29 protein-coding genes are annotated in these 26,401 nt (G+C 41.1%); 20 read left to right on the top strand and 9 right to left on the bottom strand.

Annotated features, from left to right (window positions below):
• Positions 1-135 precede the first annotated feature (135 nt).
• The 11 genes from FTU06_RS09580 (at position 136) to FTU06_RS09530 (ending at position 8,866) form a co-directional block, all read left to right on the top strand.
• The gene (locus FTU06_RS09580) at positions 136-534 is read left to right on the top strand and encodes an ATP synthase subunit I (RefSeq protein ID WP_078194025.1); all 399 of its coding nucleotides are present in this window, start codon (positions 136-138) and stop codon (positions 532-534) included.
• A 102-nt stretch (positions 535-636) separates the two neighbouring features.
• Complete coding sequence (gene atpB, locus FTU06_RS09575; RefSeq protein ID WP_078191478.1) at positions 637-1,512, top strand: F0F1 ATP synthase subunit A; 876 nt, start codon at positions 637-639, stop codon at positions 1,510-1,512.
• 84 nt (positions 1,513-1,596) lie between these two features.
• Positions 1,597-1,842, top strand: coding sequence for a F0F1 ATP synthase subunit C (gene atpE / locus FTU06_RS09570; protein WP_000424060.1), 246 nt, complete (start codon positions 1,597-1,599; stop codon positions 1,840-1,842).
• A gap of 38 nt (positions 1,843-1,880) precedes the next feature.
• Positions 1,881-2,351 carry a F0F1 ATP synthase subunit B gene (locus tag FTU06_RS09565; RefSeq protein ID WP_078191477.1) on the top strand — a complete coding sequence of 157 codons (471 nt, stop codon included), beginning with the start codon at positions 1,881-1,883 and terminating at the stop codon, positions 2,349-2,351.
• Between the two features lie 12 nt (positions 2,352-2,363).
• Positions 2,364-2,900, top strand: coding sequence for a F0F1 ATP synthase subunit delta (locus FTU06_RS09560; RefSeq protein WP_180146256.1), 537 nt, complete (start codon positions 2,364-2,366; stop codon positions 2,898-2,900).
• A gap of 42 nt (positions 2,901-2,942) precedes the next feature.
• Entirely contained in the window at positions 2,943-4,487 is a 1,545-nt protein-coding gene (gene atpA / locus FTU06_RS09555) for a F0F1 ATP synthase subunit alpha (RefSeq protein ID WP_078191475.1), read from the top strand.
• Positions 4,488-4,575: 88 nt separating this feature from the next.
• The gene (atpG, locus tag FTU06_RS09550) at positions 4,576-5,445 is read left to right on the top strand and encodes a F0F1 ATP synthase subunit gamma (RefSeq protein WP_078191474.1); all 870 of its coding nucleotides are present in this window, start codon (positions 4,576-4,578) and stop codon (positions 5,443-5,445) included.
• A 29-nt stretch (positions 5,446-5,474) separates the two neighbouring features.
• Positions 5,475-6,869 (top strand): F0F1 ATP synthase subunit beta, encoded by a 1,395-nt coding sequence (gene atpD, locus FTU06_RS09545; RefSeq protein WP_078191473.1) that lies wholly within the window; start codon positions 5,475-5,477, stop codon positions 6,867-6,869.
• A gap of 26 nt (positions 6,870-6,895) precedes the next feature.
• Positions 6,896-7,315 (top strand): F0F1 ATP synthase subunit epsilon, encoded by a 420-nt coding sequence (locus tag FTU06_RS09540; protein WP_078191472.1) that lies wholly within the window; start codon positions 6,896-6,898, stop codon positions 7,313-7,315.
• Positions 7,316-7,406: 91 nt separating this feature from the next.
• A complete protein-coding gene (locus FTU06_RS09535) occupies positions 7,407-8,315 on the top strand; it encodes a YiiX/YebB-like N1pC/P60 family cysteine hydrolase (RefSeq protein WP_180089674.1) in 909 nt (302 codons plus the stop codon).
• A gap of 245 nt (positions 8,316-8,560) precedes the next feature.
• Positions 8,561-8,866, top strand: a complete 306-nt coding sequence (locus FTU06_RS09530) for a hypothetical protein (RefSeq protein ID WP_180089672.1) — start codon at positions 8,561-8,563, stop codon at positions 8,864-8,866.
• A gap of 6 nt (positions 8,867-8,872) precedes the next feature.
• On the opposite strand, the gene FTU06_RS09525 is transcribed toward FTU06_RS09530, so the two are convergent.
• Positions 8,873-9,316, bottom strand: a complete 444-nt coding sequence (locus FTU06_RS09525; RefSeq protein ID WP_180089670.1) for an ATP-binding protein — start codon at positions 9,314-9,316, stop codon at positions 8,873-8,875.
• Positions 9,317-9,422: 106 nt separating this feature from the next.
• On the opposite strand from FTU06_RS09525, the gene FTU06_RS09520 reads away from it, so the two are divergent.
• Together FTU06_RS09520 and adhP are read left to right on the top strand one after the other, a co-directional pair.
• The gene (locus tag FTU06_RS09520; RefSeq protein ID WP_180022168.1) at positions 9,423-9,884 is read left to right on the top strand and encodes a hypothetical protein; all 462 of its coding nucleotides are present in this window, start codon (positions 9,423-9,425) and stop codon (positions 9,882-9,884) included.
• A gap of 317 nt (positions 9,885-10,201) precedes the next feature.
• Positions 10,202-11,230 (top strand): alcohol dehydrogenase AdhP, encoded by a 1,029-nt coding sequence (gene adhP / locus FTU06_RS09515; RefSeq protein ID WP_180022167.1) that lies wholly within the window; start codon positions 10,202-10,204, stop codon positions 11,228-11,230.
• Between the two features lie 99 nt (positions 11,231-11,329).
• Here the strand turns inward: adhP and FTU06_RS09510 are convergent, their stop codons facing one another.
• From FTU06_RS09510 to FTU06_RS09495, 4 genes are all read right to left on the bottom strand, one after another.
• Positions 11,330-11,944, bottom strand: a complete 615-nt coding sequence (locus FTU06_RS09510; RefSeq protein WP_180022166.1) for a hypothetical protein — start codon at positions 11,942-11,944, stop codon at positions 11,330-11,332.
• 144 nt (positions 11,945-12,088) lie between these two features.
• Entirely contained in the window at positions 12,089-12,466 is a 378-nt protein-coding gene (locus FTU06_RS09505; protein ID WP_078191466.1) for an RcnB family protein, read from the bottom strand.
• 221 nt (positions 12,467-12,687) lie between these two features.
• A complete protein-coding gene (locus FTU06_RS09500; RefSeq protein WP_111885877.1) occupies positions 12,688-13,233 on the bottom strand; it encodes a glutathione peroxidase in 546 nt (181 codons plus the stop codon).
• Between the two features lie 144 nt (positions 13,234-13,377).
• Entirely contained in the window at positions 13,378-14,136 is a 759-nt protein-coding gene (locus FTU06_RS09495) for a helix-turn-helix transcriptional regulator (protein WP_180146253.1), read from the bottom strand.
• A 122-nt stretch (positions 14,137-14,258) separates the two neighbouring features.
• Here FTU06_RS09495 and FTU06_RS09490 point away from each other — a divergent pair, with 122 nt between their 5' ends.
• Positions 14,259-15,140, top strand: coding sequence for a DMT family transporter (locus FTU06_RS09490; RefSeq protein ID WP_180146250.1), 882 nt, complete (start codon positions 14,259-14,261; stop codon positions 15,138-15,140).
• 445 nt (positions 15,141-15,585) lie between these two features.
• On the opposite strand, the gene FTU06_RS09485 is transcribed toward FTU06_RS09490, so the two are convergent.
• The 3 genes from FTU06_RS09485 to FTU06_RS09475 all read right to left on the bottom strand — a co-directional run bounded on the left by FTU06_RS09485 (position 15,586) and on the right by FTU06_RS09475 (position 18,634).
• Positions 15,586-16,155, bottom strand: a complete 570-nt coding sequence (locus FTU06_RS09485) for an L-threonylcarbamoyladenylate synthase (protein ID WP_111885874.1) — start codon at positions 16,153-16,155, stop codon at positions 15,586-15,588.
• A 31-nt stretch (positions 16,156-16,186) separates the two neighbouring features.
• The gene (gene dprA, locus FTU06_RS09480; RefSeq protein ID WP_180089664.1) at positions 16,187-17,368 is read right to left on the bottom strand and encodes a DNA-processing protein DprA; all 1,182 of its coding nucleotides are present in this window, start codon (positions 17,366-17,368) and stop codon (positions 16,187-16,189) included.
• Positions 17,369-17,479: 111 nt separating this feature from the next.
• Positions 17,480-18,634: a LysM peptidoglycan-binding domain-containing protein gene (locus FTU06_RS09475; protein WP_180146247.1), complete on the bottom strand. Its 1,155-nt coding sequence runs from the start codon at positions 18,632-18,634 to the stop codon at positions 17,480-17,482.
• Positions 18,635-18,753: 119 nt separating this feature from the next.
• On the opposite strand from FTU06_RS09475, the gene def reads away from it, so the two are divergent.
• From def to FTU06_RS09460, 3 genes are all read left to right on the top strand, one after another.
• Positions 18,754-19,284 carry a peptide deformylase gene (gene def, locus FTU06_RS09470; protein ID WP_078191459.1) on the top strand — a complete coding sequence of 177 codons (531 nt, stop codon included), beginning with the start codon at positions 18,754-18,756 and terminating at the stop codon, positions 19,282-19,284.
• 81 nt (positions 19,285-19,365) lie between these two features.
• Positions 19,366-19,794, top strand: coding sequence for a DUF2946 family protein (locus FTU06_RS09465; protein ID WP_180089662.1), 429 nt, complete (start codon positions 19,366-19,368; stop codon positions 19,792-19,794).
• Positions 19,795-19,866: 72 nt separating this feature from the next.
• Positions 19,867-21,954 carry a TonB-dependent copper receptor gene (locus FTU06_RS09460; RefSeq protein ID WP_180146243.1) on the top strand — a complete coding sequence of 696 codons (2,088 nt, stop codon included), beginning with the start codon at positions 19,867-19,869 and terminating at the stop codon, positions 21,952-21,954.
• Between the two features lie 47 nt (positions 21,955-22,001).
• Here FTU06_RS09460 and FTU06_RS09455 read toward each other — a convergent pair whose 3' ends face one another.
• Positions 22,002-23,207: an oxygenase MpaB family protein gene (locus FTU06_RS09455; protein WP_180113448.1), complete on the bottom strand. Its 1,206-nt coding sequence runs from the start codon at positions 23,205-23,207 to the stop codon at positions 22,002-22,004.
• A gap of 95 nt (positions 23,208-23,302) precedes the next feature.
• Between FTU06_RS09455 and FTU06_RS09450 the strand changes: the two genes are divergently transcribed.
• The 3 genes from FTU06_RS09450 (at position 23,303) to FTU06_RS09440 (ending at position 25,911) form a co-directional block, all read left to right on the top strand.
• Complete coding sequence (locus tag FTU06_RS09450; protein ID WP_180009532.1) at positions 23,303-23,899, top strand: TetR/AcrR family transcriptional regulator; 597 nt, start codon at positions 23,303-23,305, stop codon at positions 23,897-23,899.
• 111 nt (positions 23,900-24,010) lie between these two features.
• The gene (locus FTU06_RS09445) at positions 24,011-24,652 is read left to right on the top strand and encodes an ABC transporter ATP-binding protein (RefSeq protein WP_180009533.1); all 642 of its coding nucleotides are present in this window, start codon (positions 24,011-24,013) and stop codon (positions 24,650-24,652) included.
• Positions 24,649-25,911 (top strand): hypothetical protein, encoded by a 1,263-nt coding sequence (locus FTU06_RS09440; protein ID WP_180146238.1) that lies wholly within the window; start codon positions 24,649-24,651, stop codon positions 25,909-25,911. Before FTU06_RS09445 ends, FTU06_RS09440 begins: the two co-directional genes overlap by 4 nt.
• Positions 25,912-26,401: the final 490 nt, after the last annotated feature.

Genomic DNA, 26,401 nt, shown 5'->3' with positions numbered 1-26,401 from the left:
CAGTTTGCTAATTTAAAAAAACACGACTAAGGTCGGGAAAAGATTGCAAGTTAAGGGGTGTAACTCTATAATGCCTGCGATTAAAAATAATCATCAGTTAAACTTGTCAAGCAGAATTGCTGTGAGTGAACAAAAATGAGTCGAACTAGTCGCATGATTGATCGACGATTAGCGAAAGCTTTAGTCATCTTACAAGCAGTAATGATTCCTGTTTCAGCCCTGATTGGTTGGGTCCTTAAAGACACAATCACAGCATATAGTGCAGCTTTGGGTGCGTTGGTATGTTGGCTAGCAAGTAGCTACTTTTCATGGCAGTCGTTTCGTGCGGCTGGTGCCCGTGCCTCTAAACAGGTGCTGTCAAACATGTATCGTGGCTTAATGGGCAAGTTTGCAATCGTGATTGTTGGATTCATTTTGATTTTGATCAATGTCAAGCCGTTGTCAGCGGTGGCATTGTTTTGTGGTTTTATGCTCGTACAAAGTATGTCGTGGGTCGCTCCTTTTTGGGCAACACGCTTAAAAAAACGAGTGTAAACACAACAAAAAATTGAAAAGTTTTTTGGAGAGTAACGAGATATCAGGCAGCACGCGATATTCGTTTTCTCTATTAGTTTTGACATTGACCAGGTGTGATTTATGGCTGCTGAAGAACATGCCCTTACTTCGACCGAGTACATTCAGCATCACTTGACTAACTTGACCTATGGCAAAATGCCAGATGGTACTTGGAAGTTAGCTGAGACTGCTAAAGAAGCTCAAGAGATGGGGTTCACTGCTATTCACTTGGATTCAATGGGTTGGTCTATTGGCCTTGGTATTGTTTTCTGTTTGTTGTTCTGGGTTGTAGCGAAAGCTGCAAACTCTGGTGTTCCGACCAAGTTCCAGTCTGCAATCGAAATGATTATCGAGTTCGTTGACTCAAGTGTCCGTGACACTTTCCATGGCAAATCGCGCTTAATCGCGCCGTTAGCGTTGACCATCTTCGTGTGGATTTTCCTCATGAACTTGATGGACTTGATCCCTGTTGACTGGATTCCTTATACAGCTCAATTGATCGGTGCTAACGTGTTTGGTATGGATCCTCACCACGTTTACTTCAAAATCGTTCCATCTACTGATCCTAACATTACCTTGGGTATGGCATTATCAGTATTTGCGTTAACTATTTTCTATAGTATCCGTGAGAAAGGTCTTGTCGGATTCGGTGCAGAATTTGCACTTAACCCATTTAACCCAAGTAACCCAGTTTTAAAAGCATTACTTATTCCAGTAAACATTATTCTTGAATTAGTAACTTTTATTGCACGTCCAATCTCATTGGCTCTACGACTGTTCGGTAACATGTATGCGGGTGAGTTGATCTTCATCTTGATCGCATTATTGCCGTTCTGGATCCAGTGGGCGTTGTCTGTGCCTTGGGCGATCTTCCATATTCTTGTTATTACGTTACAAGCATTCATTTTCATGATGTTGACTATCGTATATATGAGTATGGCTAGCGAAAAGCATTAATGGTATTGCTCAACTGTCAAAGGGTGGTTGGGCACACAATTTTTTAACTTAATTTGGTATAAACCTAACCTCTGAGGAATTATCATGGAACTCACTTTAGGTCTAGTTGCAATTGCATCTGCTATCTTGATCGCTTTTGGTGCTTTAGGTACTGCGATTGGTTTTGGTCTTCTAGGCGGCCGTTTCTTAGAAGCTGTTGCTCGTCAACCAGAATTGGCTCCACAACTTCAAACTCGTATGTTCTTAATCGCGGGTCTTCTTGATGCTGTGCCTATGATCGGTGTTGGTATTGGCTTGTTCTTCATCTTCGCTAATCCATTTGTAGGTTAATCAGCTTAATTCCTAAATTAAACTATTGAGGAATAGCAATGAATATCAACCTCACATTGATTGGCCAAGCGATTGCTTTTGCGATTTTTGTCGCATTCTGCATGAAATTTGTTTGGCCACCACTAATCAATGCGATTAGTGAGCGTCAGCGTAAAATCGCTGATGGCTTAAACGCTGCTGAAAAAGCGAAAGCTGACCTTGCGGATGCGCAAGCACAAGTGAAAGCTGAATTAGATGCGGCTAAAGCACAAGCGGCTCAATTGATCGAACAAGCGAACCGTCGTGGTGCGCAATTGGTAGAAGAAGCGCGTACTCAAGCTGCGGCTGAAGGTGAGCGTATTCGTCAACAAGCTAAAGAAGCTGTTGATACTGAAATCAATGCTGCTCGCGAAGAATTACGTCAACAAGTTGCTGCTCTTGCAGTTACTGGCGCAGAAAAAATTCTGAACCAGCAAGTTGACGCAGAAGCTCACAATGCCATGCTGACTCAGCTGGCTGCTAAACTTTAAGAGAGGCGGATTATGGCTGAACTCTTGACGTTGGCACGCCCATACGCTAAAGCAGCATTTGCTTACGCTTCTGAGCAAAATGCAACTGACGCTTGGTCAAATGCATTGAACTTGCTCAGTGCTGCGGTGCAAGACGAAGCATTTTCAGCTTATCTAAATCGCCCTGAGCTTACTCCTGCTGAGCAGGTAAGTATTTTTGCCAAAGTTTTAGGTGAAGACCAGACTGCAGCAGTGTCAAACTTTTTGACATTGCTTGCCGATAATGACCGTCTGGCACTTCTTCCTGAAATTTCAGAAGAATACGAACAGCTCAAATCACAGAATAACAATACTGTGGATGTAGTGATTGAATCTGCATTCCCATTGACTTCTGTACAAGAACAATTACTTGCGCATGCATTAGAGAAAAAATTCGAAGCTGCCGTAAATGTTTCTGTAGAAGTTAACCCAGCGTTAATCGCGGGTGTAGTTATTCGTGCAGGCGACCAAGTGATAGATGATTCTGCGCTTAACAAGCTTGAAAAAATGCGGACTCGTCTTCTTGCTTAACAGCTCGAAGACTGAACTTTAAAAAGATTGAGGTATAGCGCAATGCAACAACTGAATCCATCCGAGATCAGTGCGCTCATTAAACAGCGTATCGGCGATCTGGACACCAGCGCGACCGCTAAGAACGAAGGGACCATTGTTATGGTTTCCGACGGTATTGTGCGCATTCACGGCCTTGCTGATGCAATGTACGGTGAAATGATCGAATTCGACGGCGGCTTATTTGGTATGGCACTGAACCTAGAACAGGATTCAGTGGGTGCCGTTGTCTTAGGTAACTACTTAAGCCTTCAAGAAGGTCAAAAAGCTCGTTGCACAGGTCGTGTATTAGAAGTTCCGGTTGGTCCAGAACTTTTAGGCCGTGTAGTAGATGCTTTGGGTAACCCAATTGATGGTAAAGGCCCTATTGACGCAAAACTTACTGATGCTGTTGAAAAAGTAGCACCAGGCGTAATTTGGCGTCAATCAGTGGATCAACCTGTACAAACTGGTTATAAATCAGTAGATACAATGATCCCTGTTGGTCGTGGTCAACGTGAGTTGATCATCGGTGACCGTCAAACTGGTAAAACAGCTATGGCGATCGATGCGATCATCGCTCAGAAAAATTCTGGCATTAAATGTGTATACGTAGCAATTGGTCAAAAACAATCGACTATCGCTAACGTTGTGCGCAAGCTAGAAGAAACTGGCGCTATGGCGTACACAACTGTTGTAGCAGCTGCTGCAGCTGATCCTGCAGCGATGCAGTATCTTGCTCCGTATGCTGGTTGTACAATGGGTGAGTACTTCCGTGACCGCGGTGAAGACGCGCTTATCATTTATGATGACTTGTCTAAACAAGCTGTTGCTTACCGTCAAATTTCATTGCTTCTACGTCGTCCACCAGGTCGTGAAGCATATCCTGGTGACGTATTCTATCTACACTCACGTTTACTTGAACGTGCTTCACGTGTATCTGCTGACTACGTTGAGAAATTCACTAACGGTGAAGTTAAAGGCCAAACTGGTTCATTAACTGCATTACCGATTATTGAAACTCAAGCCGGTGACGTATCTGCATTCGTACCTACAAACGTAATTTCGATTACTGACGGTCAGATCTTCTTAGAAACATCATTATTCAACGCAGGTATTCGTCCTGCTGTGAACGCGGGTATCTCTGTATCACGTGTTGGTGGTTCTGCTCAAACTAAGATCATCAAAAAATTGTCAGGTGGTATCCGTACCGCTCTTGCGCAATACCGTGAATTAGCTGCGTTTGCTCAGTTCGCTTCTGACCTTGACGAAGCAACTCGTAAACAGCTTGAACATGGTCAACGTGTAACTGAGCTTATGAAGCAAAAACAATATGCTCCATACTCAATTGCTGACCAAGCTGTTTCAATTTATGCATCTAACGAAGGCTACATGGCTGACGTAGAAGTGAAGAAAATCGTTGCATTTGATGCTGCGTTGATCTCTTACTTCCGTTCAGAAAATGCTGCGTTAATGCAAAAAATTGACGAGACTGGTGCTTACGATAAAGAAATCGAAGCAGCAATCAAAGCAGGTATTGAAAGCTTTAAAGCGACTCAAACTTACTAAGATTCAACTGTGTTGAATCTGGTTTTGGTTTGGTTCACGGATCAACCTTCGGAAGCTCGAAAGGGCTTTCGAATACTAGGTTAAGCGTATGGCAAATTTAAAAGAAATTCGCGCCAAAGTAGCTAGTATCAAAAGCACGCAGAAAATTACTCGCGCGATGCAGATGGTAGCAGCTTCTAAGATGCGTCGTGCGCAAGAGCGCATGGCTCAAGGCCGTCCGTATGCCGAAAATATGCACCGTGTAATTGCTCATTTGGTACAAGCGAACCCTGAATACAAACACCGTTATATGGTTGAACGTCCTGTAAAGCGCGTTGGCTATATCATTGTTTCTTCAGATCGTGGCCTTGCTGGTGGTTTGAACATTAACTTGTTCAAAAAAGTGGTAAAACACGTACAACAGCAACAAGAGCAGTCAATTGAAGTTCAATTTGCTTTAATTGGTCAAAAAGCGGTTTCGTTTTTTAAAAACTACGGCGGTAAAGTTCTTGGTGCAACTACAAACGTAGGTGATGCTCCGAGTCTTGAACAGTTAACTGGTTCTGTACAGGTGATGTTAGACGCGTTTGATAAAGGCGAGTTAGATCGTATTTATCTAGTGTCAAACGGCTTTGTCAACGCCATGACTCAAAACCAAAAAATCGAACAGCTTGTTCCTTTAGCAGCTGCTGAGGAAAGCGAAGGTCTAAACCGTCAATACGGTTGGGACTATATCTATGAACCAGAAGCTGAAGAGCTTTTAAATGGTTTATTGGTTCGTTACATTGAGTCTATGGTTTATCAAGGTGTGATTGAAAACATCGCATGTGAACAGTCTGCTCGTATGGTTGCAATGAAAGCTGCAACTGATAACGCGGGTGAATTGATCAAGAGCCTACAACTTATTTATAACAAGCTGCGTCAAGCCGCGATTACTCAGGAAATCTCTGAGATCGTTGGTGGTGCCGCTGCCGTTTAACATTATTAGTTTGAATTGAGGAGACAGCAATGAGTAGCGGTCGTATCATTCAGATCATCGGCGCGGTTATCGACGTCGAGTTTGAACGTAACAGCGTTCCTAAGATCTATGACGCTCTCCATGTTGATGGTACTGAAACTACATTAGAAGTTCAGCAGCAACTTGGTGATGGCGTAGTTCGTACTATTGCAATGGGTTCTACTGAAGGCCTTAAGCGTGGTCTTACTGTAACTAACACTGGCGCGCCTATCTCTGTACCTGTAGGTACTGCATGTTTAGGTCGTATCATGGACGTTCTTGGTCGCCCGATCGACGAAGCTGGTCCTGTTGGTACTGAAGCTCGTTTACCAATTCACCGTCAAGCGCCTTCTTATGCAGAACAAGCGGCTTCTACTGACCTTTTAGAAACTGGTATTAAAGTCATTGACTTACTTTGCCCGTTCGCTAAAGGTGGTAAAGTTGGTCTGTTCGGTGGTGCCGGTGTTGGTAAAACTGTAAACATGATGGAGTTGATCAACAACATCGCGAAAGCTCACTCAGGTTTATCTGTGTTTGCTGGTGTTGGTGAACGTACTCGTGAAGGTAACGACTTCTATCACGAAATGAAAGACTCTAACGTTCTAGACAAAGTAGCAATGGTCTACGGTCAGATGAATGAGCCACCAGGTAACCGTTTACGCGTAGCGTTGACTGGTTTGACTATGGCTGAGTACTTCCGTGATGAAAAAGACGAAAACGGTAAAGGCCGTGACGTTCTATTGTTCGTCGACAATATCTATCGTTATACACTAGCGGGTACTGAAGTATCAGCACTTCTAGGTCGTATGCCATCTGCAGTAGGTTACCAACCGACTCTTGCAGAAGAGATGGGTGTTCTTCAAGAACGTATTACGTCTACTAAGTCTGGTTCTATTACGTCAATTCAAGCGGTATACGTACCTGCCGATGACTTAACAGATCCATCGCCTGCTACTACCTTCGCTCACTTGGACGCGACTGTTGTATTGAGCCGTGACATCGCATCTTCTGGTATTTACCCAGCGATCGATCCACTTGACTCTACTTCACGTCAGTTAGATCCACTTGTAGTGGGTACTGAGCATTACGAAATCGCTCGTTCAGTTCAAAACGTTCTTCAACGTTACAAAGAATTGAAAGACATTATCGCAATTCTTGGTATGGACGAATTGGCAGAAGAAGACAAACTTACTGTATACCGTGCACGTAAGATCCAACGTTTCTTCTCTCAACCGTTCCACGTAGCTGAAGTGTTTACTGGTGCTCCTGGTAAACTTGTACCGCTTAAAGAAACAATTCGTGGCTTTAAAGGTCTTCTAGCTGGTGAATACGACCACATTCCAGAACAAGCGTTCTACATGGTTGGTGGTATTGACGAAGTTATTGCTAAAGCTGAGAAACTTTAATTAGTTACCTAATTTAGGAGATTCTCATGTCAACTATGCAATGTGACGTTGTAAGTGTTAAAGAGTCTTTGTACTCTGGCACTGTAACTATGCTAATTGCTAAAGGTGCTGGTGGTGAGTTGGGTATTATGCCTGGCCATGCACCACTAGTAACTTTGCTCAAGCCGGGCGCAATCCGCGTTCTGCTTGAAAATGGTACAGAAGAATTAATCTATGTATCAGGTGGTGTACTAGAAGTTCAACCGCACGTTGTTACTGTACTTGCAGATACTGCAGTACGTGCTGACAACCTTGATGAAGCAGCAATTATTGAAGCTCGTAAACAAGCTGAACAATTGTTAGCAAATCAAAAGAGCGACTTGGACTCAGCTGCTGCTTTGGCTGCTCTTGCAGAAACTGCTGCTCAGTTGGAAACCATCCGCAAAATCAAAAACCGCGCTCAATAAGACGCAGTTTGAGATTGAAGAAACCACCCGAAAGGGTGGTTTTTTTATGGCAAGTATATTATTGAAATGTAAAATGATTGGTACGAATTAAATGAATATTAATAATGAGAATGGTGAAATTTATAAAAATGCTCTATCTAATTTAAAAATCGGAGACGTAATTTTAGTAGAGGGGTGTAATAAGATATCGCCAAAATTAATTGCTGCACAAAAACTATTTTATATGAAGGCATGCAGTAGTCATGTAATGATTCATATAGGAGATGGAGTGGTTATACATGCAACTGGTGGTAAAGGAGTGCATCTTTCACCCCTATTCATAGAGTTGGAAAATTGCAAAGCTAATTGGAGAGTCATTAGAAATAATAAACTTGCCGAAATGGATTCGGATTTAGTATTAAAACATACACTTCAATTTTATGCTCAGAGTTACAGTACTGAAGTATATAAATCTAAAGATGTTAAGTTTGTAGAAAGTGAAAGTTCATTCTGTTCTGAGTTAGTGCATAAAATCTATTTATCTTTGGGAGTAGAGATGCAACCAACTACTATTAGGAAGCTTTTCCCTTGTGATTTAGATCGTTTGGCAGATGATATATGTCCTGAAAGTGATTGGATGATAGTTACAGATAGTTATAAAGAAATTTTCAATCTACTTGATTTAGATGATTATAAATTTAGTTTGGAAATGCATACTTTACACATGGATCTCCGTCTTAAAAAAAGATTTCACTTATCAAAATCTAGAGAGTTCACATTTGGAACAGCTTTAGCTGAAGCTCAAAAAAGTGGGTCAACTAAATGGTTAGAAACATTAGATTCGATAAAAAGTGGTTTAAAAAATAGGCAGTTGAAATTTTGGTTTGATAAGGATGCTCAATTTGGAGAGCGTCCAATACCATCAATGGTAGAGTCTATATCGGGTGTAGAGGAATTATTAAAGCTACAGTTGGAAGGTATGCAACGAATGATGGAAATAATGGCTAAATACAAAAAATAATTTTAAGGAGAGTTCTTAATCTAAACTAACTAAGAACTCCCCATTCCCTACAATTGTTACTTTAAATATTTCATCAAACCCTTCATCTAAATTTGGTACTTCTAGCTTTTTATACGTTGCTCGTACATCGACTTTAGAAATATTGTTTTTACTAAATTTAAAGTAAATGACGTGATCTAAAGTTGCATATATTTCATGCAGCTTTTGTCTTAATCTGCAATAAATCATCTGCCTAATAAATTCTTATGAACCTTATTGCCTTCGAACCCCACTTCTGGGAACTCTATCAAGACTTTGATCAATATTACTTGAGCATTGCGGTTGATCTAAGTTCTGTCGTGTCATGTTGGGATGTTGAACTCACCCATGAAGAAGTTCAACAATATGAACACCGTGGGCGTATGAGTATTCAAGAACTGGCAAAATCGATGGTCGCTGCTGCCTATAAAGGTGATTTTGCTTCATTAGAAAGTCGTTTAGTGAAACCATATGAGCGTCAGGCCATGCAATCGGCTTTTAAAAAATGGCAAGATAGCCAAAAAGCAGGTTAATGGTCGTTATTCATGCATGGGTAAAATTGAAAACTCGCCGTGACTGATAATTTTAATTTTAAAAATTTGATCAAAGCCTTCATCCCGTGACGGAACTTGAAGCTTTCGATAGGTCGCATGCACACCAACTTCTGGAATATGAGCTTTGCCTTCACGTAAACTGTTGCGCTTTAAGGTGCTGTCCAAATCGGTTTCAAAATAATAAGCAATGACTTCAAACCCTGCATCAACTGCGCGTTGGATATAGCGAGCACGAGCTTCCCGATTTGGGTTGGTATTGTCAATCACCATTTTGGTTTTGGATGCCAAACCTGCTTCAAAGATCATATTTTCCCGATGTCGGGTTTTCAGCATATCAAGATTAATACGCAAATGACTGTGATATAAATTCAACATATAAAATGTGGATTTACCCGATGCTTGTACACCGGTGAAAATAATCAGTTGCATAGTGGATGAAAAAATCTGTAGACCTTATATTACATATTAAAGCAGCTACGGGCTTTTGCTACAATTTTTGCACTGCCAATAACAACAAAATAGGTCAGGACTTTTTATGTATACACTTCGATTATGTTTCTGCTTATTGCTGGCAACGCCGCTGCTTGCCTGCCAAAGCCAATATGTCACCACACCGAATGTCGCGACTGAAGCCGCATTGGTAGCGGAATCAGTGGATAATGGCATCAGTACAGAACTTGAAATTCCCTATTTATCCGCTTTTCGCAACCTAAGACAAGCCTATAACCACTGTGTGGCGTTCACCTCAGCAGAAGCTTATGTGTATACTGACAATCGACTGGAAGAACATTTAGAGCAGGGCACGCTGATGGCGCGTACAGAAAATGGCGCTTTTCTACATAAAATGTTGGTGGAGGGAATGGGAGCTGACAAAACTCGAATTACCCTGTTTCTGCCAGCCAAATTTCATTTTGCCCAAGCCCGTTTTAAGCAAGATGTGCAACGTGCACTTGGACAAGATAAAAACTGTAATACCTATGAGTTTGCTCAATCTTAAAATAGGAAAAAGAGGCAGTTGTTTATTTTCTGGTTGGGAGATTTTCTATGCTTAAAAATTCTATGCGTTTCAAATATTTGAATATCGGTTCTTAACACTATGTGGGAAGTTTTAGATTAAAAAATATTGTGAATTTACAGCATGGCACTTTGTGATGTGTGGTCGATCAACCGATCATCAGGTACTGAATCACAAGAAGTAGCAAACCGAGAGAATTGCTTACAAATTCATCACGCCGACCAATTTATTCTTCCTCTATAGTAGAGCTAGGTTGTTTAAAAAATAATCTCAACACTTATAAGATGGAGAGAATAAATATGGCAACAATGAAAGCAGCCGTAGTGACTGCATTTAATCAACCACTACAAATACAACAAGTCGAAATTCCTAAAGTCACGCCGGGCAAAGTCTTGGTCAAAATTATCGCGACAGGTGTCTGTCATACCGACTTACATGCCATGCATGGCGATTGGCCTGTTCAGCCAACCTTACCTTTTATCCCTGGACATGAAGGTGTCGGTGAAGTAGTTGAAATTGGTGAAGGAATTGAACATTTAAAAGTTGGTGATATCGTCGGGATTCCTTGGTTATATTCAGCGTGTGGGCATTGTGATCATTGCTATGCGGGCTGGGAAACCTTATGTAAACAACAACAGAACTCAGGCTATTCAGTCAACGGCAGCTTTGCAGAATATTGCTTAGCAGATGGTGATTACGTCGGTGTGATTCCTGAAGGTGTCGATCTATTAGAAATCTCACCTATTCTATGTGCTGGTGTCACTGTTTATAAAGGATTGAAAATGACCGAGGCCAAAACTGGGGATTGGGTCGCCATTTCCGGTATTGGTGGTCTAGGTCATGTGGCAGTGCAATATGCCAAAACAATGGGCTTTAATGTCGTAGCGATTGATGTTGATGACTCAAAACTTGAATTGGCCAAAAATCTCGGTGCCGATGTCGGCATTAATGCCTTAAAAACCGATGTAAAAGAAGCAGTGTTGCAGGCAACGGGTGAAGGCTGTCATGGTGTCTTGGTGACGGCGGTTTCTCCGAAGGCCTTTGAGCAGGCTGTTGCCATTGTCCGTCGTGGAGGTACCATGGTCTTAAATGGTTTGCCACCCGGAACTTTTGACTTGTCGATCTTTAATATGGTGCTGGAGGGAATTACGGTACGTGGTTCAATTGTTGGGACACGTCTGGATTTAAAAGAAGCACTAGATATCGCTGCGCGCGGTAAAGTCAGAGCACATATTCATGTTGAACCGCTCGAAAATATCAACGATATTTTTGATCGTATGGAAAAAGGTAAAATTGATGGCCGTATCGTGATTGATATGCGGCTTTAATGCAAAATCCCACAGGCAACATAACATAGAGCAAAATCAAGACAGACCGATTCAGTATGATTGAAAGGTCTGTCTTGCATGTTTAGAGCTAAGAGAAAATTAGCTTTCTGATGTTTTTTCTTGAGCTGAATGATCTGAAATGATCATGCTGGCAAGTTTAACCATCTCCAGTTGGATATTACCCATTTGATTTTTAATTTTCTGAATATCGACTTGAGTTAAATCCATTTGACCATTTAAAAAGGGTGAAGCCAAAACTTGCTGATTGGCAGCTTGTAAATTGCTGCGAATATCATTGATTTCAGTACTTTTTAGGTTCAGTCCACTGAGTGCCTGATTAAAACCTTTCAATTGTTGTTGCAGCTGATCGGCTGCTTTTTGTAGTTGAATCGGGTCTTGGCTATTGACTGCCGTTTCAATATCGCTTTGGGTTTGTTTCAATTGCTCAACATAGCTGCCCGCTTTCAATTGCATGTCGGCGACATCACGGACAATGTAAAACATATTGCCGCTTTTTAGATTTTGTTGCTGAGCCGCTGATTCTGTTTCAGTTGCTTCATGATGCTCAGAGGAAGCCGTATTGGATAATTCAACTTCTTCAGTGGTAGTTTGAATGTCTTGCTCAGGTGCTGTTGCAGGGTCACAACCGATCAGCACCAAAACACCACTAAAAATGGCAAAAGGGAGAAGGGCATTCTGCACTAGCTTTTTCATTCAATCATCACTATGTGTTAAGTCTATGCTTTGAATATAGGGGCAGAATGTGGATTAAAAATAGATTGTTGCAAAGCAATAACAAAATAATCGCTTGAACAAAAAAAAAGAGGGCATTTGCCCTCTTTTGATGTTTTGGTGGGTTTAACCCGCAATGATTTTGATAATGGCGTGGCTGACAGCATTCATTAAAATGTAGTCGCCATTCACTTTAATCCATTGCTGGTTTTTGCCTGGTTTAGACAATTTTTTGTATTTGGTGTGGTCTACTTTGTAGCTATGACCACGGTATTCAGAAGGTACTTTTTGTCCAGAACGCCAATCATGTGATGGATTTACGGCTTTTTTCTTGTTCTGGCTTTGGTTTTTTACTGGTGTGTTTTGTTTAGTGTGCTGTTGAGCTTTCGTATTTTGGTTATGCGCAGGTGCATGTTGTTGGCTATTTTGCGGTGCAGCCATTGCTGGAGCAGCAACAAGTGCTGTCGAAATAGATAAAACGATAGCTTTCATTAATGTATTCATAAGTTCACCTGTTTACTGCTGGATGTGATTTGATAAGACTCATCATAATGAGTATTTACAGGGAAACTTTGAACAATGTGTATGTGAAATATTAAAATAATGGATAAACTATGTAAATTATCATTATGTGATAATTGATAACTATTATTGTGATAATTTAAAATGATCAATCTCAGTTAAAATCAAAATAATCTTAACTGAGAGATTGAGATATTGGCGAATTATTTGGCTAATTCAGCATTAATGGCATCGACAATACGTGCATCATCTGCCTTGATGTCAGGTGCAAATCGAGCCACAACTTCACCTTGTTTATTCACGAGGAATTTTTCAAAGTTCCAGAGCACTTCAGGCTTTGGATTTGGTGTTAAACCGTATTCAACTAAATCATCCCACCATGGGCCTTCACCAATGCGTTCAGGAATGGCTTGGGTTAAGGTTTGATAAAGGGGGTGTTTATCCGCGCCTGCAACAGAAATTTTTGCAAAAAGTGGGAAATCGACCTTGTAGTTGATCGAGCAAAATTCTTGAATTTCCGCTTCAGAACCAGGTTCTTGTTCTAAAAAGTTATTGGCAGGAAAACCTAAGACTTCAAAACCTTGTGATTTCTTTTCTGTATAGAGTTTTTCTAGGCCTTCATATTGCGGTGTTAGCCCACATTTAGAGGCCACATTGACCAATAATAAAACCTTGCCTTGGTATTGATTGAGTGTGGTGTCATCACCTTGGATGGTTTTTACCGGGATATCGTAAACTGAAGCTGACATATTCGTTCCTAATTGAAGTTGTGCCTTTCATCCTTGTTTTAAAGGGAAATCTGGTGAACAGCAAGCTTTTATCGATAGGCTTTTCGCATAATTTTTGTAGTAGTTTGCAGAATTCGAGCTGAGGCTTGCTTGAGTGCTTATCGTTTAAGTAGTGGCATGGTGTTGGTTTGGGGTTTTTCCTGTATAGCGTTTAAAAAACTCAATAAAGCTTGAGCTGTGTTGATAGCCCAATTCATAGCTGAGAGCTTTAATAGACTGACCAGCGCGGAGTTGTTGAATGGCATAAATAATTTTTGCACGGTTTCGCCATTCAGAAAGGCTCATTTGCAGTTCGTTCTGACTCAGCCGCAGTAACTGACGCCCACTCAAACCAACATTGGATAAGCATCGTTGTAGGCTCAAGCTAAAATGATCTACATCTGCAAGCTGCGCCAAGATCGGCTTTAACACCGCATCATGGCTTTGCGGTAAATAATGTTGATGTTTGGGTGCAGTTTTTAACTGGTCGAATAAGACCTGTAGTAGGTGTCGATAGGGTGGTGTGGTATGTTGCTCTGTAGGAAAGGCCAAAATTTCTTGCACCAACAAACGAAAGAAAGGCTGGATGCTAAATACTTCCGTCTGCTTGGGGAAATTTATGCAGAGATCAGGTGCCAGTCGGATTGCCACATAATGAATAGGTTGCTCATCAATCGCGACTGAGCAATGTTCTGTATGTGGGGGAATCCACACCCCATAACTGGCAGGTGAGAGATGGTGTTGCCCTTGTATCTCATATTCGAAAATACCATCGAGACAAAAATTAAAATCACCCCAAAGACAACTGTGCGGATAGACCGTATCTAATGTGGTGTAGTGCGCTTCAAAAAGCTCGATTTGTTGTTCAATCGGTGCTGATGTCATATATGCCTAGGTGTCGATGTCTGAACTACAATATAAATGTCTGAAATCATGTATTTCAATTAAAACAGACATCACTCAAAATACCTAGACCAATCTTTGCACGATATATTGAGGAGTCAGACATGTTGCTTCAAGCGCGTTGGGCGAAATTTGCAATTTGTTTGCCTCTGATCGCAGTATTTATATGGTCGTTAAATATTACCGTCACCCGCTATGTAACTGATTATATTTCACCAGTCAGTATCAGTTTTTATCGATGGTTTATTGCATTTTTGATCCTAACCCCCTTTATGCTCAAAACCGTTTGGCAGCAAAGACAGCTTATCGGGCAGCATTGGCAGCAATTGGCTGTGCTGAGTGCTTTTGGCATGGTGTTATATCAAGGCTTGGGCTATACCGCTGCGCATTATACGACGGCGACCAATATGGGTATCATCAATGCCTTTATCCCTGTTTTTACGATTGCGGTTGCATTTTTCATACTGAAAGATGTGCCTAATCGCTATGCCATCTTGGGCTGTGCGATTTCATTTACGGGGCTATTGTTTGTCATTGCGCAAGGAGATTTCAGTCAATTACTGAATATGGGCGGACATTTCGGCGATATCCTCATGATTTTCGCAGTGTTTTTCTATGCCTTTTATGGGGTGTTTTTAAAAAAATGGCAACTGAAACTTCCGCTACTGTTGAGCTTATATGTACAAATTTTCTTTGCCGTTTTATATCACTTGCCATTCGTGTTGTATTTAGGCATTGATGCGATTAATCCTGCGAATGCGCCAAGTGTATTTTATGCGGCAATTTTTCCATCATTGATTGCACCGTTGGTATGGATGTTGGCTGTGCAACATCTCGGGCCGAATCGCACCAGTATTTTTATGAATTTGATGCCGGTATTTACTGCGATCATTGCCTATTTCTGGTTGGCTGAGCAGTGGATGTTTTATCATACCGTGGGCACAGTGATGGCGATTACTGGGGTGATCTTGGCGCAGCGTAAGTAAATCCAGTAAAAAGTTGAAAATTTATGAGAAGTATTGATTAAAAAATAAGCAAACAAACTTATTTTTTTATAGAGTAAATCTTTTGAAAATGAATTTTTGAGTGTAAAACTAAATTAAAAAACAAATGCTCGTCTTAAAAATCAATCAAAAATAGATACATATTTTGACTAAGTGGTTATAAAATCACAAATAAAGTGCTTGTCAGTGGTTTTATTTATATAAAAAATCTATTTGTTAAATTTAAAAAAATATTACATAATACTTTTGTCGTAAATGATGAAGTAATTCTTAATTTTAAATAATTACTTGATATTTACCCAGAGATTGTAAGACCCTCTGGATGTGATTTTATACACATCCTTTTTTATGCTCAGCCATCCCTATATGGCTGAGCTTTTTTTTGTCTGTATTTTTCCGAAAGGCAGGTGTAGAGAGGCATCCGAGCTTATGCGCGGATGATTTCACCTGTTTCAGCATCAATGATTTTGCTTGGTTCTTGGCTTAGACCGAGATCACCATTTAAGTAATTGAGTTCATTGGCAAAATACTGATTGGCTTCTTGTAAGGAACGTGCAGGGGTTAATCCTGCAGGATTGGCACTGGTAGACACAATAAAGCCATTAAAAGCTTGGCATAAAGCCACACATAAAGAGTGGGTGGTCACACGGACTGCGACTTTTGGATGATTGCCTTTAATCCATGTTGGAATATGGTCGCCAGCTGGTAATAACCATGTGGTTGCACGTTCATTGGGTTTACGGTTGGTCCACGTCGCAATGACTTGCTGACGCATATCTTCTGTTAAGCCTTGGAGCAGGTGTTCAACTTGAGCGACATTGGCAGCCAATAAAATCACGCCTTTTTCAATGGGACGTTGTTTTAAGCGCAAAATTTCGAGAAAGGCTTGCTCATTGTAGGGATCACAGCCCAATCCCCAAACAGCCTCTGTAGGATATGCGAGAACCTGACCTTTTTTAAGACAGGAAGCTGCTTCTGCAACAGAGGTGGTAATCATTTCTATAGACCTTATCTGATTCGACAAAGGACTATTGTGAACCTAATTTACCCATTCTACAACGTAAGTAGTGTCCGGCTTGTTGTGTGGCATAGCCCATTAACTCTAATTCCATCAGTTGACTGGTCAATGTCGCGGTATCAATTTTGAGTTGAATGGACAATTGATCAAGGCTTTGGCCGACCCAATCGAGTTGCCGATACAGCGCAATTAAATGTTCTGGGATGGGGTCGGGTGGTGGAGTGTCCGGTGTTGCTGTTTCGGGTGTCGCTATTTCGGTGGTTGTTAAGGTTTCGGCAGCTTGTGATTGCCACTGTGTTGCCAATGCTAAGTCTTCAATGACCTGTTGTGGATGATCAATCAAAATTGCACCTTCGCGTATGAGTTGATGGCAACCTTGATGCGACTCACTATAAATATGGCCTGGGATGGCAAAAATAGATTTGCCTTGTTCGGCAGCGCGTTGAGCTGTGATCAGTGAACCACTTTTTAATGCCGCTTCCGCCACGATGACACCAAGGCTGAGCCCACTGACGATACGATTTCGATGTGGAAAATGGTGTTGCAGGGGTGGAGTGTGTGGAAGAAACTCACTGATTACGGTCCCACCATGTTGGATGATCTCTTGTCTTAAACGCTGATGTGCGGTCGGATAAGTTTGATCTAAACCTGTGCCCATCACGGCAATGGTTCTGTGGTGTTGTATGGCAGCGCGATGTGCCGCTTCATCAATTCCTTGTGCTAAACCGCTATTGATGTAGAACCCTTGCTCACTTAGATAATAAGCAAAATCATAAGCAATTTGCCGACCTTGGGGACTAGGTTTGCGGCTACCAACAATCGCAATTTGGGGTTGCATCAAGGCTTGGGCATTACCTTGCCCAAATAGAATGGGCGGCTTGTCGCTATAAGGTAAAAGCTGTTGAGGATAGTTCAGGTCTTCAGGAATCAGTACAAAGTCACTGTATTGTTGAATATCCTTGAGACATTTTTCAAAGCTAAGCTGTCCACTTGGACTATGAAATTCTTCAAAGCGCTGTAAATGATTTTTATGCAGTCCTAATTTTTGCCAAGTGGTGATTTGATCAGGCTTAAGGGCGTGGTGTAGGACAGGATAGTGCTGCTGAATTTTATAGAAACTACGAAGTGAGTGTTGCACCACAAACCACAGGCGAATGTAATCTAAATGCAAGTCAGTTAATGAGTTGAGCATAATGAGACCTTTGAAAATGTCTTCTTTTTATGGTTTAAAATGATCAGTGATATCGTTGTTGGATAATAAAAAATGAGGCTGAAATACAGCCTCATTTTTATGGATTTGGTCTTAGTCATCCATCAGTGGTGGCTGAATCGTTGCACCCACTTTGATTGGTAATTCGCTTTCAAGTACATAAGCATAGCTTAAGTTATCAAATGTTTTGAATACCATGATGTTGCCAATACGTTGTCCTGGAAGTTGAACACTTTCTTTGGTTTTCGGATCAGTCACGATTTCACCTTTTTGGTTCACGCTAAAGACTTGACCAGATTGAACGCCTTGCAAGCTACCACGGTCGATCGTCACCACACTGTGAACCGCTGCAGTACCAATCGAGCCCATGACACGAACAATACTACCGCCAGCAGTGACATTTTCTGCATTGGTTGGATAGAACAGCGTTGGCAGCATTGGGTCATATTCAGGAAGAACACGATCGCCACGACGAACTTCGGCATTATAAGTATCGGTCAGTTCTAAAGTGGTAATGTCATTTTCACCACGAACGGCAACACCTGAAGCGACTTGAGTCAGTTCTAAACCTGCGTTGTATTTTTTGCCGTTTGCATCGGTAAAGATGTACGGTTCGCCTTCACGGTAAACAGCATATCGTTGACCGACTTGCATGCCTTGGCCGCGTGCATAAACTGTTTGGCCTTTGGCAGCTAATACACGTTGATCAGCTGTACCTAAAATGTAAGGTGTGCCTTCCACAGAATCAGCTGCAACAATCATGCTGCGCTCAAGCCATTGCTTAATATATTCCAATGGAATAACCGGAATCGCACTATTTAGGGATTCAACACGAACTTGTGGTTGAAGTTTAGTGCCACCTGTATAGCGACGAATGATACCTTCACAGCCATCACCTTCATCTTTACCGATGATTGGGCGGCCATTGTAGGTACACATTAATAGGCGGTCACCTGGGAAAATCCAATGCGGATTTTTCACGTGTTTATTGCTCGCCCAGATTTCAGGCCAGCGCACAGGATTTTTTAAGAAACGCTTGGAAATATCCCACAACGTATCGCCTTTTTTCACCACATAAACTTGAGGCGCACCTGCCTTCAATGACGGTGGATTGACGTTACGAGCAGGGGCAGCTTCTGCAACACTGACCATTCCCATCCCCACACTTACACAGACTGTAAGTGCCAATAATTGTTTTTTAAACCCCAAGGCACTAAAAGTTGGCATGCCCTTCAAAACCTTTTTCATTATCATAATTCCTAAAATTATGTATGTAACTGCGTTATAATAACGATATTACACACAATTTTTTGATGAAGCATTCCTTCATTTTGTTTTTTGATCAATGGCATAAGTGAGGACGTCGTATGGCCTTATTACCTATTTTAAGTTTCCCCGATCCCCGTCTTCGTACCATTGCAAAACCAGTCGAAGAAGTTACTGATGAAATTCGTCAGTTAGCAGCCGACATGTTTGAAACTATGTATGAAGCACCGGGAATTGGCCTGGCAGCAACACAGGTAGATCACCATATTCAGCTGATAGTCATGGATTTATCTGAAGAAAAAGATCAACCCATGGTGTTTATTAACCCCAAAATTACGCCATTGACGCAAGAGACGCAGCCCTATGAAGAAGGCTGTTTATCAGTGCCTCAAATATACGATAAAGTTGAGCGCCCGTCACGTGTAAAAATTCAGGCAATTAACCTTGAAGGTCAATCATTTGAAGTGGAAGCGGACGGACTTCTCGCAGTTTGTATCCAACATGAAATGGATCACTTAAATGGTAAGTTGTTCGTCGACTATCTATCGCCTTTGAAACGTCAACGTGCACGTGACAAAGTGGAAAAATTGGTTCGCCAACGTCAAAAAGATAAAGTCGCAGTTAAACGTTAATTGATCGCGGTTAAAAAATACCTGAGAGAAGCCCAATTTCGATTGGGCTTTGTTATACTTGGGTCAGACAAATGTTAGGGTTTGCCTGTATTGTTTCGTAGTGGAGTGCTGCTGTCCTTTGCAGCCGTTTTTTTGCAGATTGCTGTTTTTTTACAGCCATTGTTGCCCAAGCAATATCAAGTTGCTCCGGTCTGCGAAACCATTACGCGTGCACTTTTACTTCCCAATGTTCATGCTGAACATACCGCAAATTCACACCATTCATCTTCCGCTCATGTAGAGCAAGTTCAAGTCGATCATACTGCCCATGAACATGATGCCAGTCATCAATGTCAGTATTGTACGGTCTATGGCAATTTGGTTTTGCCCCCTGAACTTGATGTGAAAGAAGTGCTTGATCGAATTCAAGTTCGTTTAATTGCTTTTCAAAAAGCTTTCAAGCATGTCTGGTTTGTTCTTCAACAACTCTTTTTACTTCCGCAAGGTCGAGCCCCGCCACTCGCTGCATAAATCCGACGTTTTTTAAACTTGGGTCTTTGAGGACTCAGGTACGCCTTTATTTATGTATTTTGTGAGATAAACATGGCTCAGCCTAAATTTTTTCTACAGCCTCTTGCGGCTGCAATTTGTATTGCCTGCTATTCAACTACGGTGATGGCTGACGAGATGTCCGTAGAGATGACGGAAACCAATGCCGTACAGACTTTGGCACCGATTGTGGTGACATCACATCAGGGGAATGATGCCAATGGCCTGATTGTTCGTGCCAATCCCAAACAGCCGATTCAACCGATACCTGCCAGTGATGGGGCCGATTATTTAAAAAGTATTGTAGGTTTTAGTGCTATTAAAAATGGGGGGACCAATGCAGATCCAACCTTCCGTGGCATGTTTGGTTCACGCATTAAAATTTTGACCGATGGCACAGAAAATCTAGGGGCGTGTCCGAGTCGTATGGATGCACCAACGTCTTATATTTCCCCTGAAAGTTATGACCGAATTTCAGTGATTAAAGGACCTCAAACGGTTCAATATGCCAATACAGGTTCTGCTGCAACAGTCTTGTTTGAACGCAAACCTGAACAGTTCGATGCTGATAAAAACTACCGTGGTCAAGCCAGTGTGATGATCGGTTCTTATGGTCGTTTAGATCACAATGTCGAAGCGGCAGTCGGTGATGAGAAAAAATATGTCCGTTTGAATGCCAGTCGTTCTGTTGCGGATAGCTACCAAGACGGAGATGGTAATACTGTGCCGTCAGACTGGGAGCGGTGGAATACAGATTTGGCTCTTGGTTGGACGCCAAACGAAGATACATGGGTAGAACTTACTGGAGGTAAAGCCGATGGTGAGGCTGTATACGCAGGCCGTTCAATGGATGGTTCGCAATTTGCCCGTGAAAGCTTAGGCCTTCGTGTCGAGAAAAAAAATGTCACAGAGGTGATTAAAAAAATCGAAGCACAGGTCAACTATAGTTTTAATGATCATGTCATGGATAACTTCAGCTTACGTGAGTTTCAACCAAGTGGCATGATGAATATGCCAATGGCATCGAATGTTGCTCGCAGAACATTAAATGCACGTATGGCTGTGACACATGAATGGGATAAGATTGACTTTGTCACAGGCATTGACACACAGAACAATGAACATAGCATTCGCAAAGGGATGCGCAATAGCTATAAAGACAAAGCACGTGAACCCGATATGAAGTTTCAGTCATATGGTGGTTTTGGAGAAGTCAGTTATCAATTGAGTGACAACAATAAGTTGGTTTCGGGACTTCGTCTCGATCAAGTACAAGTGAAAGATGAGCGCGCCGCTTCGAAAGCGAGTGGCTATAACACGGAGCTGAATGAAACATTACCAAGTGCTTTTATTCGTTTTGAAAATAAGCACCCTGAACATGACAATGGTAAAACCTATATCGGTCTAGGCTATGTAGAGCGCATGCCAGATTATTGGGAATTATTTAGTCCTAAACATGGCAATGCAGGCACAACAAACACCTTTAATGGCGTTGAGCCTGAAAAAACCTTGCAGTTAGATGTGGGCTATCAACATGAACATGGCGCATTCAGTTCATGGGCGTCTGCCTATGCGGGGCTGATTCAGGACTTTATTTTGATGAGTTATCACAATCATCCAAATACAGGTGAGCATGATCATGGTTCAACCTTTAGCGCGGGTGCGAAAAATGTCGATGCTACCATTGCGGGAGCTGAAGCAGGGATTGGCTATCAATTTAGCGATCATATTCAAGCCGATGTCAGCGCAATGTATGCGTGGGGTAAAAACACCACAGATGGCAAGCCATTACCACAAATCTCACCGTTAGAAGCACGTATCAACTTACGTTATATCCAAGATAATTATACTTTGGGAGCATTCTGGCGTGTGGTTGATGGGCAAAATCGTATCAGTGCGCACCAAGGCAATATCGTGGGTTATGACCTGAAAGAAAGTGCAGGATTTGGCACACTGTCTTTAAATGGTACTTATCATATTGATGAGGGTGTAGATGTATCTGTGGGTGTGGATAATCTCTTGAATAAAACTTATACCGAACATCTAAATAAACTGGGTGATGCAGGGACAGGTTTAGCGACTGATCAACAGTTTAATAATATCGGTCGCAATTATTGGGCACGTATTTCGATGAAATTCTAAGTCCTGACATTTGTCATCTAAAAAGCAGAGCGATCGCTCTGCTTTTTTTATTGGTGCATACTGGCCAGTTGTTTGGCCTTACTTTGATACAGTGCTAAACCGAGTTTTTGAATCGCACGGCCTTTTTGCTGTAATTTTTGATTTAAACTTGGGACATGCTTAGCGCCTGAATACAGGACAAGATTTCTAGCCAATAAATAATAGGCAAACCATGCGGCGGACTGTGGTTTGAGCCCTAATTTATGCATGCGTTTTTTGCCAATAAAAAATTGTGTCAGCTCCAGATGTTGTCGATAAGCCAGTTTTTGCTGAAGTGCTCGGAGGTATTTGTACTGTCGTTCAAAAGGTTCTTTAGAGAGACTGGCGCCGAGAGCCATACTGCTTGCATCAGATTGAGGATGTACAAATTGCATCCAATACAACAGTTTCCAACCATCAGATTCTTTTTCAATTAACCATTTGTCATCAATACCCATCAACCAACCCACATAACGCCAAAAGTGCAAAAAGCTTTCAGTCTCTTGTTTTGATGGAAAAATCCCTAAAGCGCGAATGCCCAAAAGTACCACACTGCTAAAGGCAAGATTGGTCATCGCCAAGTCAAATTGATTCATCGGCACCCCCCTCGTTGCAAAATCCCAGTCTTTACCTTTTTGGAGTTGATGCCGTACCACAGCATGAATAAAACGCACATAAATCGTCGATGTAAATCCCGCATACAAACGTTCGAGTCCGCGTTCTTCAGTGATATCTACCCACCATTTTGTGGTTTCAGCCAGACGTGTACCTGCTTGTTTATTTAAAGCACCGGTCAGCATGAGCGGCTGATTGAAACCGGGGAAGAGATAACCCACCATGAGTGAAAGATCTCGCAATATAAAGCCATTGTTAATCCCTAGGCGATGGGTGAATTCAAGGGCTTGCTGTATTTTTTCTGGCTCTAACCAAGGCGGTGTTTGTTCAACATGCTTAAAAAAATGCTCGAGCTCAGGAATAGGAAAGGGGAGCTGCTCGACACCTTTAAATAAGGCGATTTCAAAATATTCACGATGCTGTTTAGGGTTCTGCATCATCCACGTGAGCACTTTTTCCATCTGTGGATCACCACATTGCAAGGCTTTATTGAGGGCAAGATATTGAGCGTAATTTGGCTGTGCAGCCTGACCCGTCAAATGAGACAACAGAAAACTCAGTAGATTAGATTGCTGCGTGGCCTGAAATGAAGCCAGTCGGGTATTGAAGTGAGTGGTCATGTTTTGATCTTCAATGTTATTGTTGCATACCACACTAATATGAATATTTATTCGCATTCAATTCGCATAACACTATCGCATTGGAGAGCAATAGAATGAGAAAAAGACCACAACAACAACGCGCGAAAATGATCGTGGAAAGCATTTTGCAAGCAGCGCAGTTGTGTATTGCAGAACAAGGTTTACTGGAGCTGACGACGCCCAAAATTGCGGAAAAATCTGGTGTGAGCGTTGGATCGATTTATCAATATTTTGAAAATAAAGAACAAATCGTAGAAGAGTTACTGCTCAGAAAATCAGAACAATTGGGGTTAGCACTAAAAAATATAGTCGTGGAGCAAGAGCAGCACAGTATTTATGAGGTGATCCCACTTTGTATTCAGTTTGGCTTTGATATGTTGAAAGCTGATCGTGGCTTCTTCATTGAGATCTTAAAACATTGGCATCAATACAGTCATTCAGATGCCTCTCAGGTTTTGGAAAAGCATTTTTTTGAAGTTGGGATGTATTTATTTAATCGTTATTATTCACATTGGAACTTTGAAACGCTGAAACATCGCTCTTTTGTGATTATTAACAGTACTTTATTTACCATGATGCGCTATGTGAGCAATAATAGTTTTTTAATTACAGAACAGCAGCTTAAAGTGGAATTGCCGAAGATGATTTTGGCGTATTTAGATAGTGAATAACACTGAAAAAATTAAAGTTGTCGATTAAAGAATCTATTTAATTCAGATCTAAGATATGTGAAGATAGATTAATAATAAATCAATAACTTAATATAATAAATCAGGAACATCATGATGGTTTCTTTGAGCTTGCAGCAATTGTCCAAATCTTTTGCGGGAAAATGTATATTTTCAAATCTAAATTTAGAGTTAAACGAATTCGGAATTGTCGCTGTTGTCGCTGAGAATGGAGTAGGGAAGTCCACCTTACTTGCGATGATTGCTGGGATGCTGGATTTCGATGCAGGCAATATTTTGATTAATGATCAGCCATATGCCCCTCATAACAATGAATACAAGAAACTTGTGGCCTATGTGCCAGATAAAAGCCCTATTTATGATTTTTTACAAGGGCAGGAGTTTCTGAATTTAATGTGTGATATTCGAGGGATAGCGCATGAGCAGTATCAAATATTCATTGAAAAATTTAAATTAGAACACTATTTAGCCACGCCATTTGCTGACATGTCTTTTGGCACAACCAAAAAGTTTTTATTGGTTGCAGCCTTAATGACTTCGGCACCATTACTGATTTTAGATGAACCGAGCAATGGCTTAGATCAAAACGCCTTGGCTGAATTAACAAGCATACTTTTACAGCAGAGCCAATCAAAATTGATTCTATTGTCTTGCCATGATCCTGTATTTAGAGACAGTCTTGCAGCAAAAATCATCGAGCTAGATAGGTTAAAGTCCAATGAGCAGGCGGCATGAATATACAAAGACATGTTGGGCAGCGAACAATCATAAAAACGCTTTTGAAATATCGATGGATATTTTATGTCAAGACCACAGCAGACGCAGTTGCACGGCAAAAGCATTTACTTATTTTAGTCACATTAATTCTCGGGCCAATGCTATTCGGACTGCTCTTATCTTTAGTGCAACCCATTATTGATTTGGTTTATTGCAAATCGTTAATCACGAATCTGTTTCTTTGGACAGGCTTTCTTGCCTTAAATGTATTTTGGTGTGCGATACAGCGTAAAGCTTTGAGCGGTGGAGAAGGGTATCGCTATCTAGCGCTATTGCCAATCACGCTCAAAAGTCGCTTTGCAGTGGAAATCAAATTTTTAGGCAGTTTAAGCTTTTTGATGTTATTGCCATTTGTTTTGGCGCTTTTATATGTTTGGGTTGAGTATGAGCTTTTGGCTTCCATTGGTATTAGTGTATTGATGCTTCTTTGGATCTTTAATTTATTAATCATACAAATGCTGCTTTTACAACAGAATCAATATTGGGTTTTAGTCTGCCTTTTGACATATTTGCCCATTTTGAGCCTAGCGATATTGGAAGCTCAACTCGTTGCGGTGTTGTTATCTACTTTCATCTGTATAGCGGCAATAAAATTCTGGCTGCTCGGTAGGAAATCCAAACCAATAAAGCTGCAAGTACCTAGCGTATTTGTGATACAGAAATATAGCCCACTTTGGCTCAACCAAAATAAACTCATTATTCGTCAGGCATTTCATAAAAGATTTCTAACCCACCGTATTGTCAGTATCGGTATTTCGGTTACTGCGGTCGTGATTTTGTATTGGTTCGCCACACAGGTGGATACTTGGAACATCATGAGCCTTGATTTCACTGCTTCACAATTATTCCAATTAATGTGTGCCGTCTATATTGCACTGAGTTTATTCAATCTAGGCGTAATAAAAATGGACTTAAAATCAAATTTTGAATCTGCAGAACAATTCTGGATCATTCAAGGGTTCACACGATGGCAGCTCAGAAAATACGAATACTGTTTTTTATTGATAATTGGCTTAATGATGAGTGTGCCAGTTTTGCTGTGGCTACTGCTGAAAGGTGGATTGGTTGATGTGCTATTGATGGTTACATTATTTGGTATCGCCATTCCATTTATTCAATGGCTGTATAGAAAACCTGAAGAAGTGCACGGTGTTATGCCAGTTTTAATGTTTATCTTATGGGTGCCTTTGGCGTATTGCATGCTTTCTGTACGCTAAAAACACTTTTTAAGTAAAAAACACTGATTTAGTAGAATAAATAAACAAACGTAATGAAAAACTAAAAATAAATGGAAAAGGGTGTTGCAACGGATGTGAAATGCTGTAGAATGCACATCCATCGGCGGTGATGAAGATTAAAACTTCTGATAAAACAATGACTTGGTTGAATTGATTAAGTTTGGTTTTATTTGATAAGTTTAAAAATAATTTGAATTACTGGTTGACTCTTTAGAGATAAAGAGTAATATAGCCGACCTAGCTTGCTGGTGACGAACCAACAAGAAGATCATTAAGAGATTATGAAGAACAACTTGTGTGGATTTTTACTAGTTGATTGATCGAAATTATTTTCATTGATTAATGGTAGAAATTACTCGAAGTTTATTTGAGCAAATTTTTGTCAGTAATTGATGAGCCAAGATTGGTACACTATATGTACTATTGATTTTAAACTGAAGAGTTTGATCATGGCTCAGATTGAACGCTG

Source organism: Acinetobacter sp. YH12052 (genome assembly GCF_013419835.1).
In the GTDB taxonomy this organism is placed as follows: Bacteria; Pseudomonadota; Gammaproteobacteria; order Pseudomonadales; family Moraxellaceae; genus Acinetobacter; species Acinetobacter amyesii.
Note: the sequence above shows the minus strand (reverse complement) of the source record. Positions and strands in the feature narration are given on the sequence as shown.

Excerpts from the sequence above, each read along its gene's own strand:
- adhP (WP_180022167.1), top strand. The coding sequence starts at position 10,202 with ATGGCAACAATGAAAGCAGCCGTAGTGACTGCATTTAATCAACCACTA.
- FTU06_RS09475 (WP_180146247.1), bottom strand. The coding sequence starts at position 18,634 with ATGAAAAAGGTTTTGAAGGGCATGCCAACTTTTAGTGCCTTGGGGTTT.
- FTU06_RS09520 (WP_180022168.1), top strand. The coding sequence starts at position 9,423 with ATGTATACACTTCGATTATGTTTCTGCTTATTGCTGGCAACGCCGCTG.
- def (WP_078191459.1), top strand. The coding sequence starts at position 18,754 with ATGGCCTTATTACCTATTTTAAGTTTCCCCGATCCCCGTCTTCGTACC.
- FTU06_RS09510 (WP_180022166.1), bottom strand. The coding sequence starts at position 11,944 with ATGAAAAAGCTAGTGCAGAATGCCCTTCTCCCTTTTGCCATTTTTAGT.
- FTU06_RS09535 (WP_180089674.1), top strand. The coding sequence starts at position 7,407 with ATGAATATTAATAATGAGAATGGTGAAATTTATAAAAATGCTCTATCT.
- FTU06_RS09495 (WP_180146253.1), bottom strand. The coding sequence starts at position 14,136 with ATGACATCAGCACCGATTGAACAACAAATCGAGCTTTTTGAAGCGCAC.
- FTU06_RS09530 (WP_180089672.1), top strand. The coding sequence starts at position 8,561 with ATGAACCTTATTGCCTTCGAACCCCACTTCTGGGAACTCTATCAAGAC.
- FTU06_RS09540 (WP_078191472.1), top strand. The coding sequence starts at position 6,896 with ATGTCAACTATGCAATGTGACGTTGTAAGTGTTAAAGAGTCTTTGTAC.
- FTU06_RS09500 (WP_111885877.1), bottom strand. The coding sequence starts at position 13,233 with ATGTCAGCTTCAGTTTACGATATCCCGGTAAAAACCATCCAAGGTGAT.
- atpB (WP_078191478.1), top strand. The coding sequence starts at position 637 with ATGGCTGCTGAAGAACATGCCCTTACTTCGACCGAGTACATTCAGCAT.
- FTU06_RS09460 (WP_180146243.1), top strand. The coding sequence starts at position 19,867 with ATGGCTCAGCCTAAATTTTTTCTACAGCCTCTTGCGGCTGCAATTTGT.
- atpE (WP_000424060.1), top strand. The coding sequence starts at position 1,597 with ATGGAACTCACTTTAGGTCTAGTTGCAATTGCATCTGCTATCTTGATC.
- FTU06_RS09445 (WP_180009533.1), top strand. The coding sequence starts at position 24,011 with ATGATGGTTTCTTTGAGCTTGCAGCAATTGTCCAAATCTTTTGCGGGA.
- dprA (WP_180089664.1), bottom strand. The coding sequence starts at position 17,368 with ATGCTCAACTCATTAACTGACTTGCATTTAGATTACATTCGCCTGTGG.
- FTU06_RS09565 (WP_078191477.1), top strand. The coding sequence starts at position 1,881 with ATGAATATCAACCTCACATTGATTGGCCAAGCGATTGCTTTTGCGATT.
- FTU06_RS09450 (WP_180009532.1), top strand. The coding sequence starts at position 23,303 with ATGAGAAAAAGACCACAACAACAACGCGCGAAAATGATCGTGGAAAGC.
- atpA (WP_078191475.1), top strand. The coding sequence starts at position 2,943 with ATGCAACAACTGAATCCATCCGAGATCAGTGCGCTCATTAAACAGCGT.
- FTU06_RS09560 (WP_180146256.1), top strand. The coding sequence starts at position 2,364 with ATGGCTGAACTCTTGACGTTGGCACGCCCATACGCTAAAGCAGCATTT.
- FTU06_RS09485 (WP_111885874.1), bottom strand. The coding sequence starts at position 16,155 with ATGATTACCACCTCTGTTGCAGAAGCAGCTTCCTGTCTTAAAAAAGGT.
- FTU06_RS09440 (WP_180146238.1), top strand. The coding sequence starts at position 24,649 with ATGAATATACAAAGACATGTTGGGCAGCGAACAATCATAAAAACGCTT.
- FTU06_RS09525 (WP_180089670.1), bottom strand. The coding sequence starts at position 9,316 with ATGCAACTGATTATTTTCACCGGTGTACAAGCATCGGGTAAATCCACA.
- FTU06_RS09490 (WP_180146250.1), top strand. The coding sequence starts at position 14,259 with ATGTTGCTTCAAGCGCGTTGGGCGAAATTTGCAATTTGTTTGCCTCTG.
- atpG (WP_078191474.1), top strand. The coding sequence starts at position 4,576 with ATGGCAAATTTAAAAGAAATTCGCGCCAAAGTAGCTAGTATCAAAAGC.
- FTU06_RS09505 (WP_078191466.1), bottom strand. The coding sequence starts at position 12,466 with ATGAATACATTAATGAAAGCTATCGTTTTATCTATTTCGACAGCACTT.
- FTU06_RS09580 (WP_078194025.1), top strand. The coding sequence starts at position 136 with ATGAGTCGAACTAGTCGCATGATTGATCGACGATTAGCGAAAGCTTTA.
- FTU06_RS09455 (WP_180113448.1), bottom strand. The coding sequence starts at position 23,207 with ATGACCACTCACTTCAATACCCGACTGGCTTCATTTCAGGCCACGCAG.
- atpD (WP_078191473.1), top strand. The coding sequence starts at position 5,475 with ATGAGTAGCGGTCGTATCATTCAGATCATCGGCGCGGTTATCGACGTC.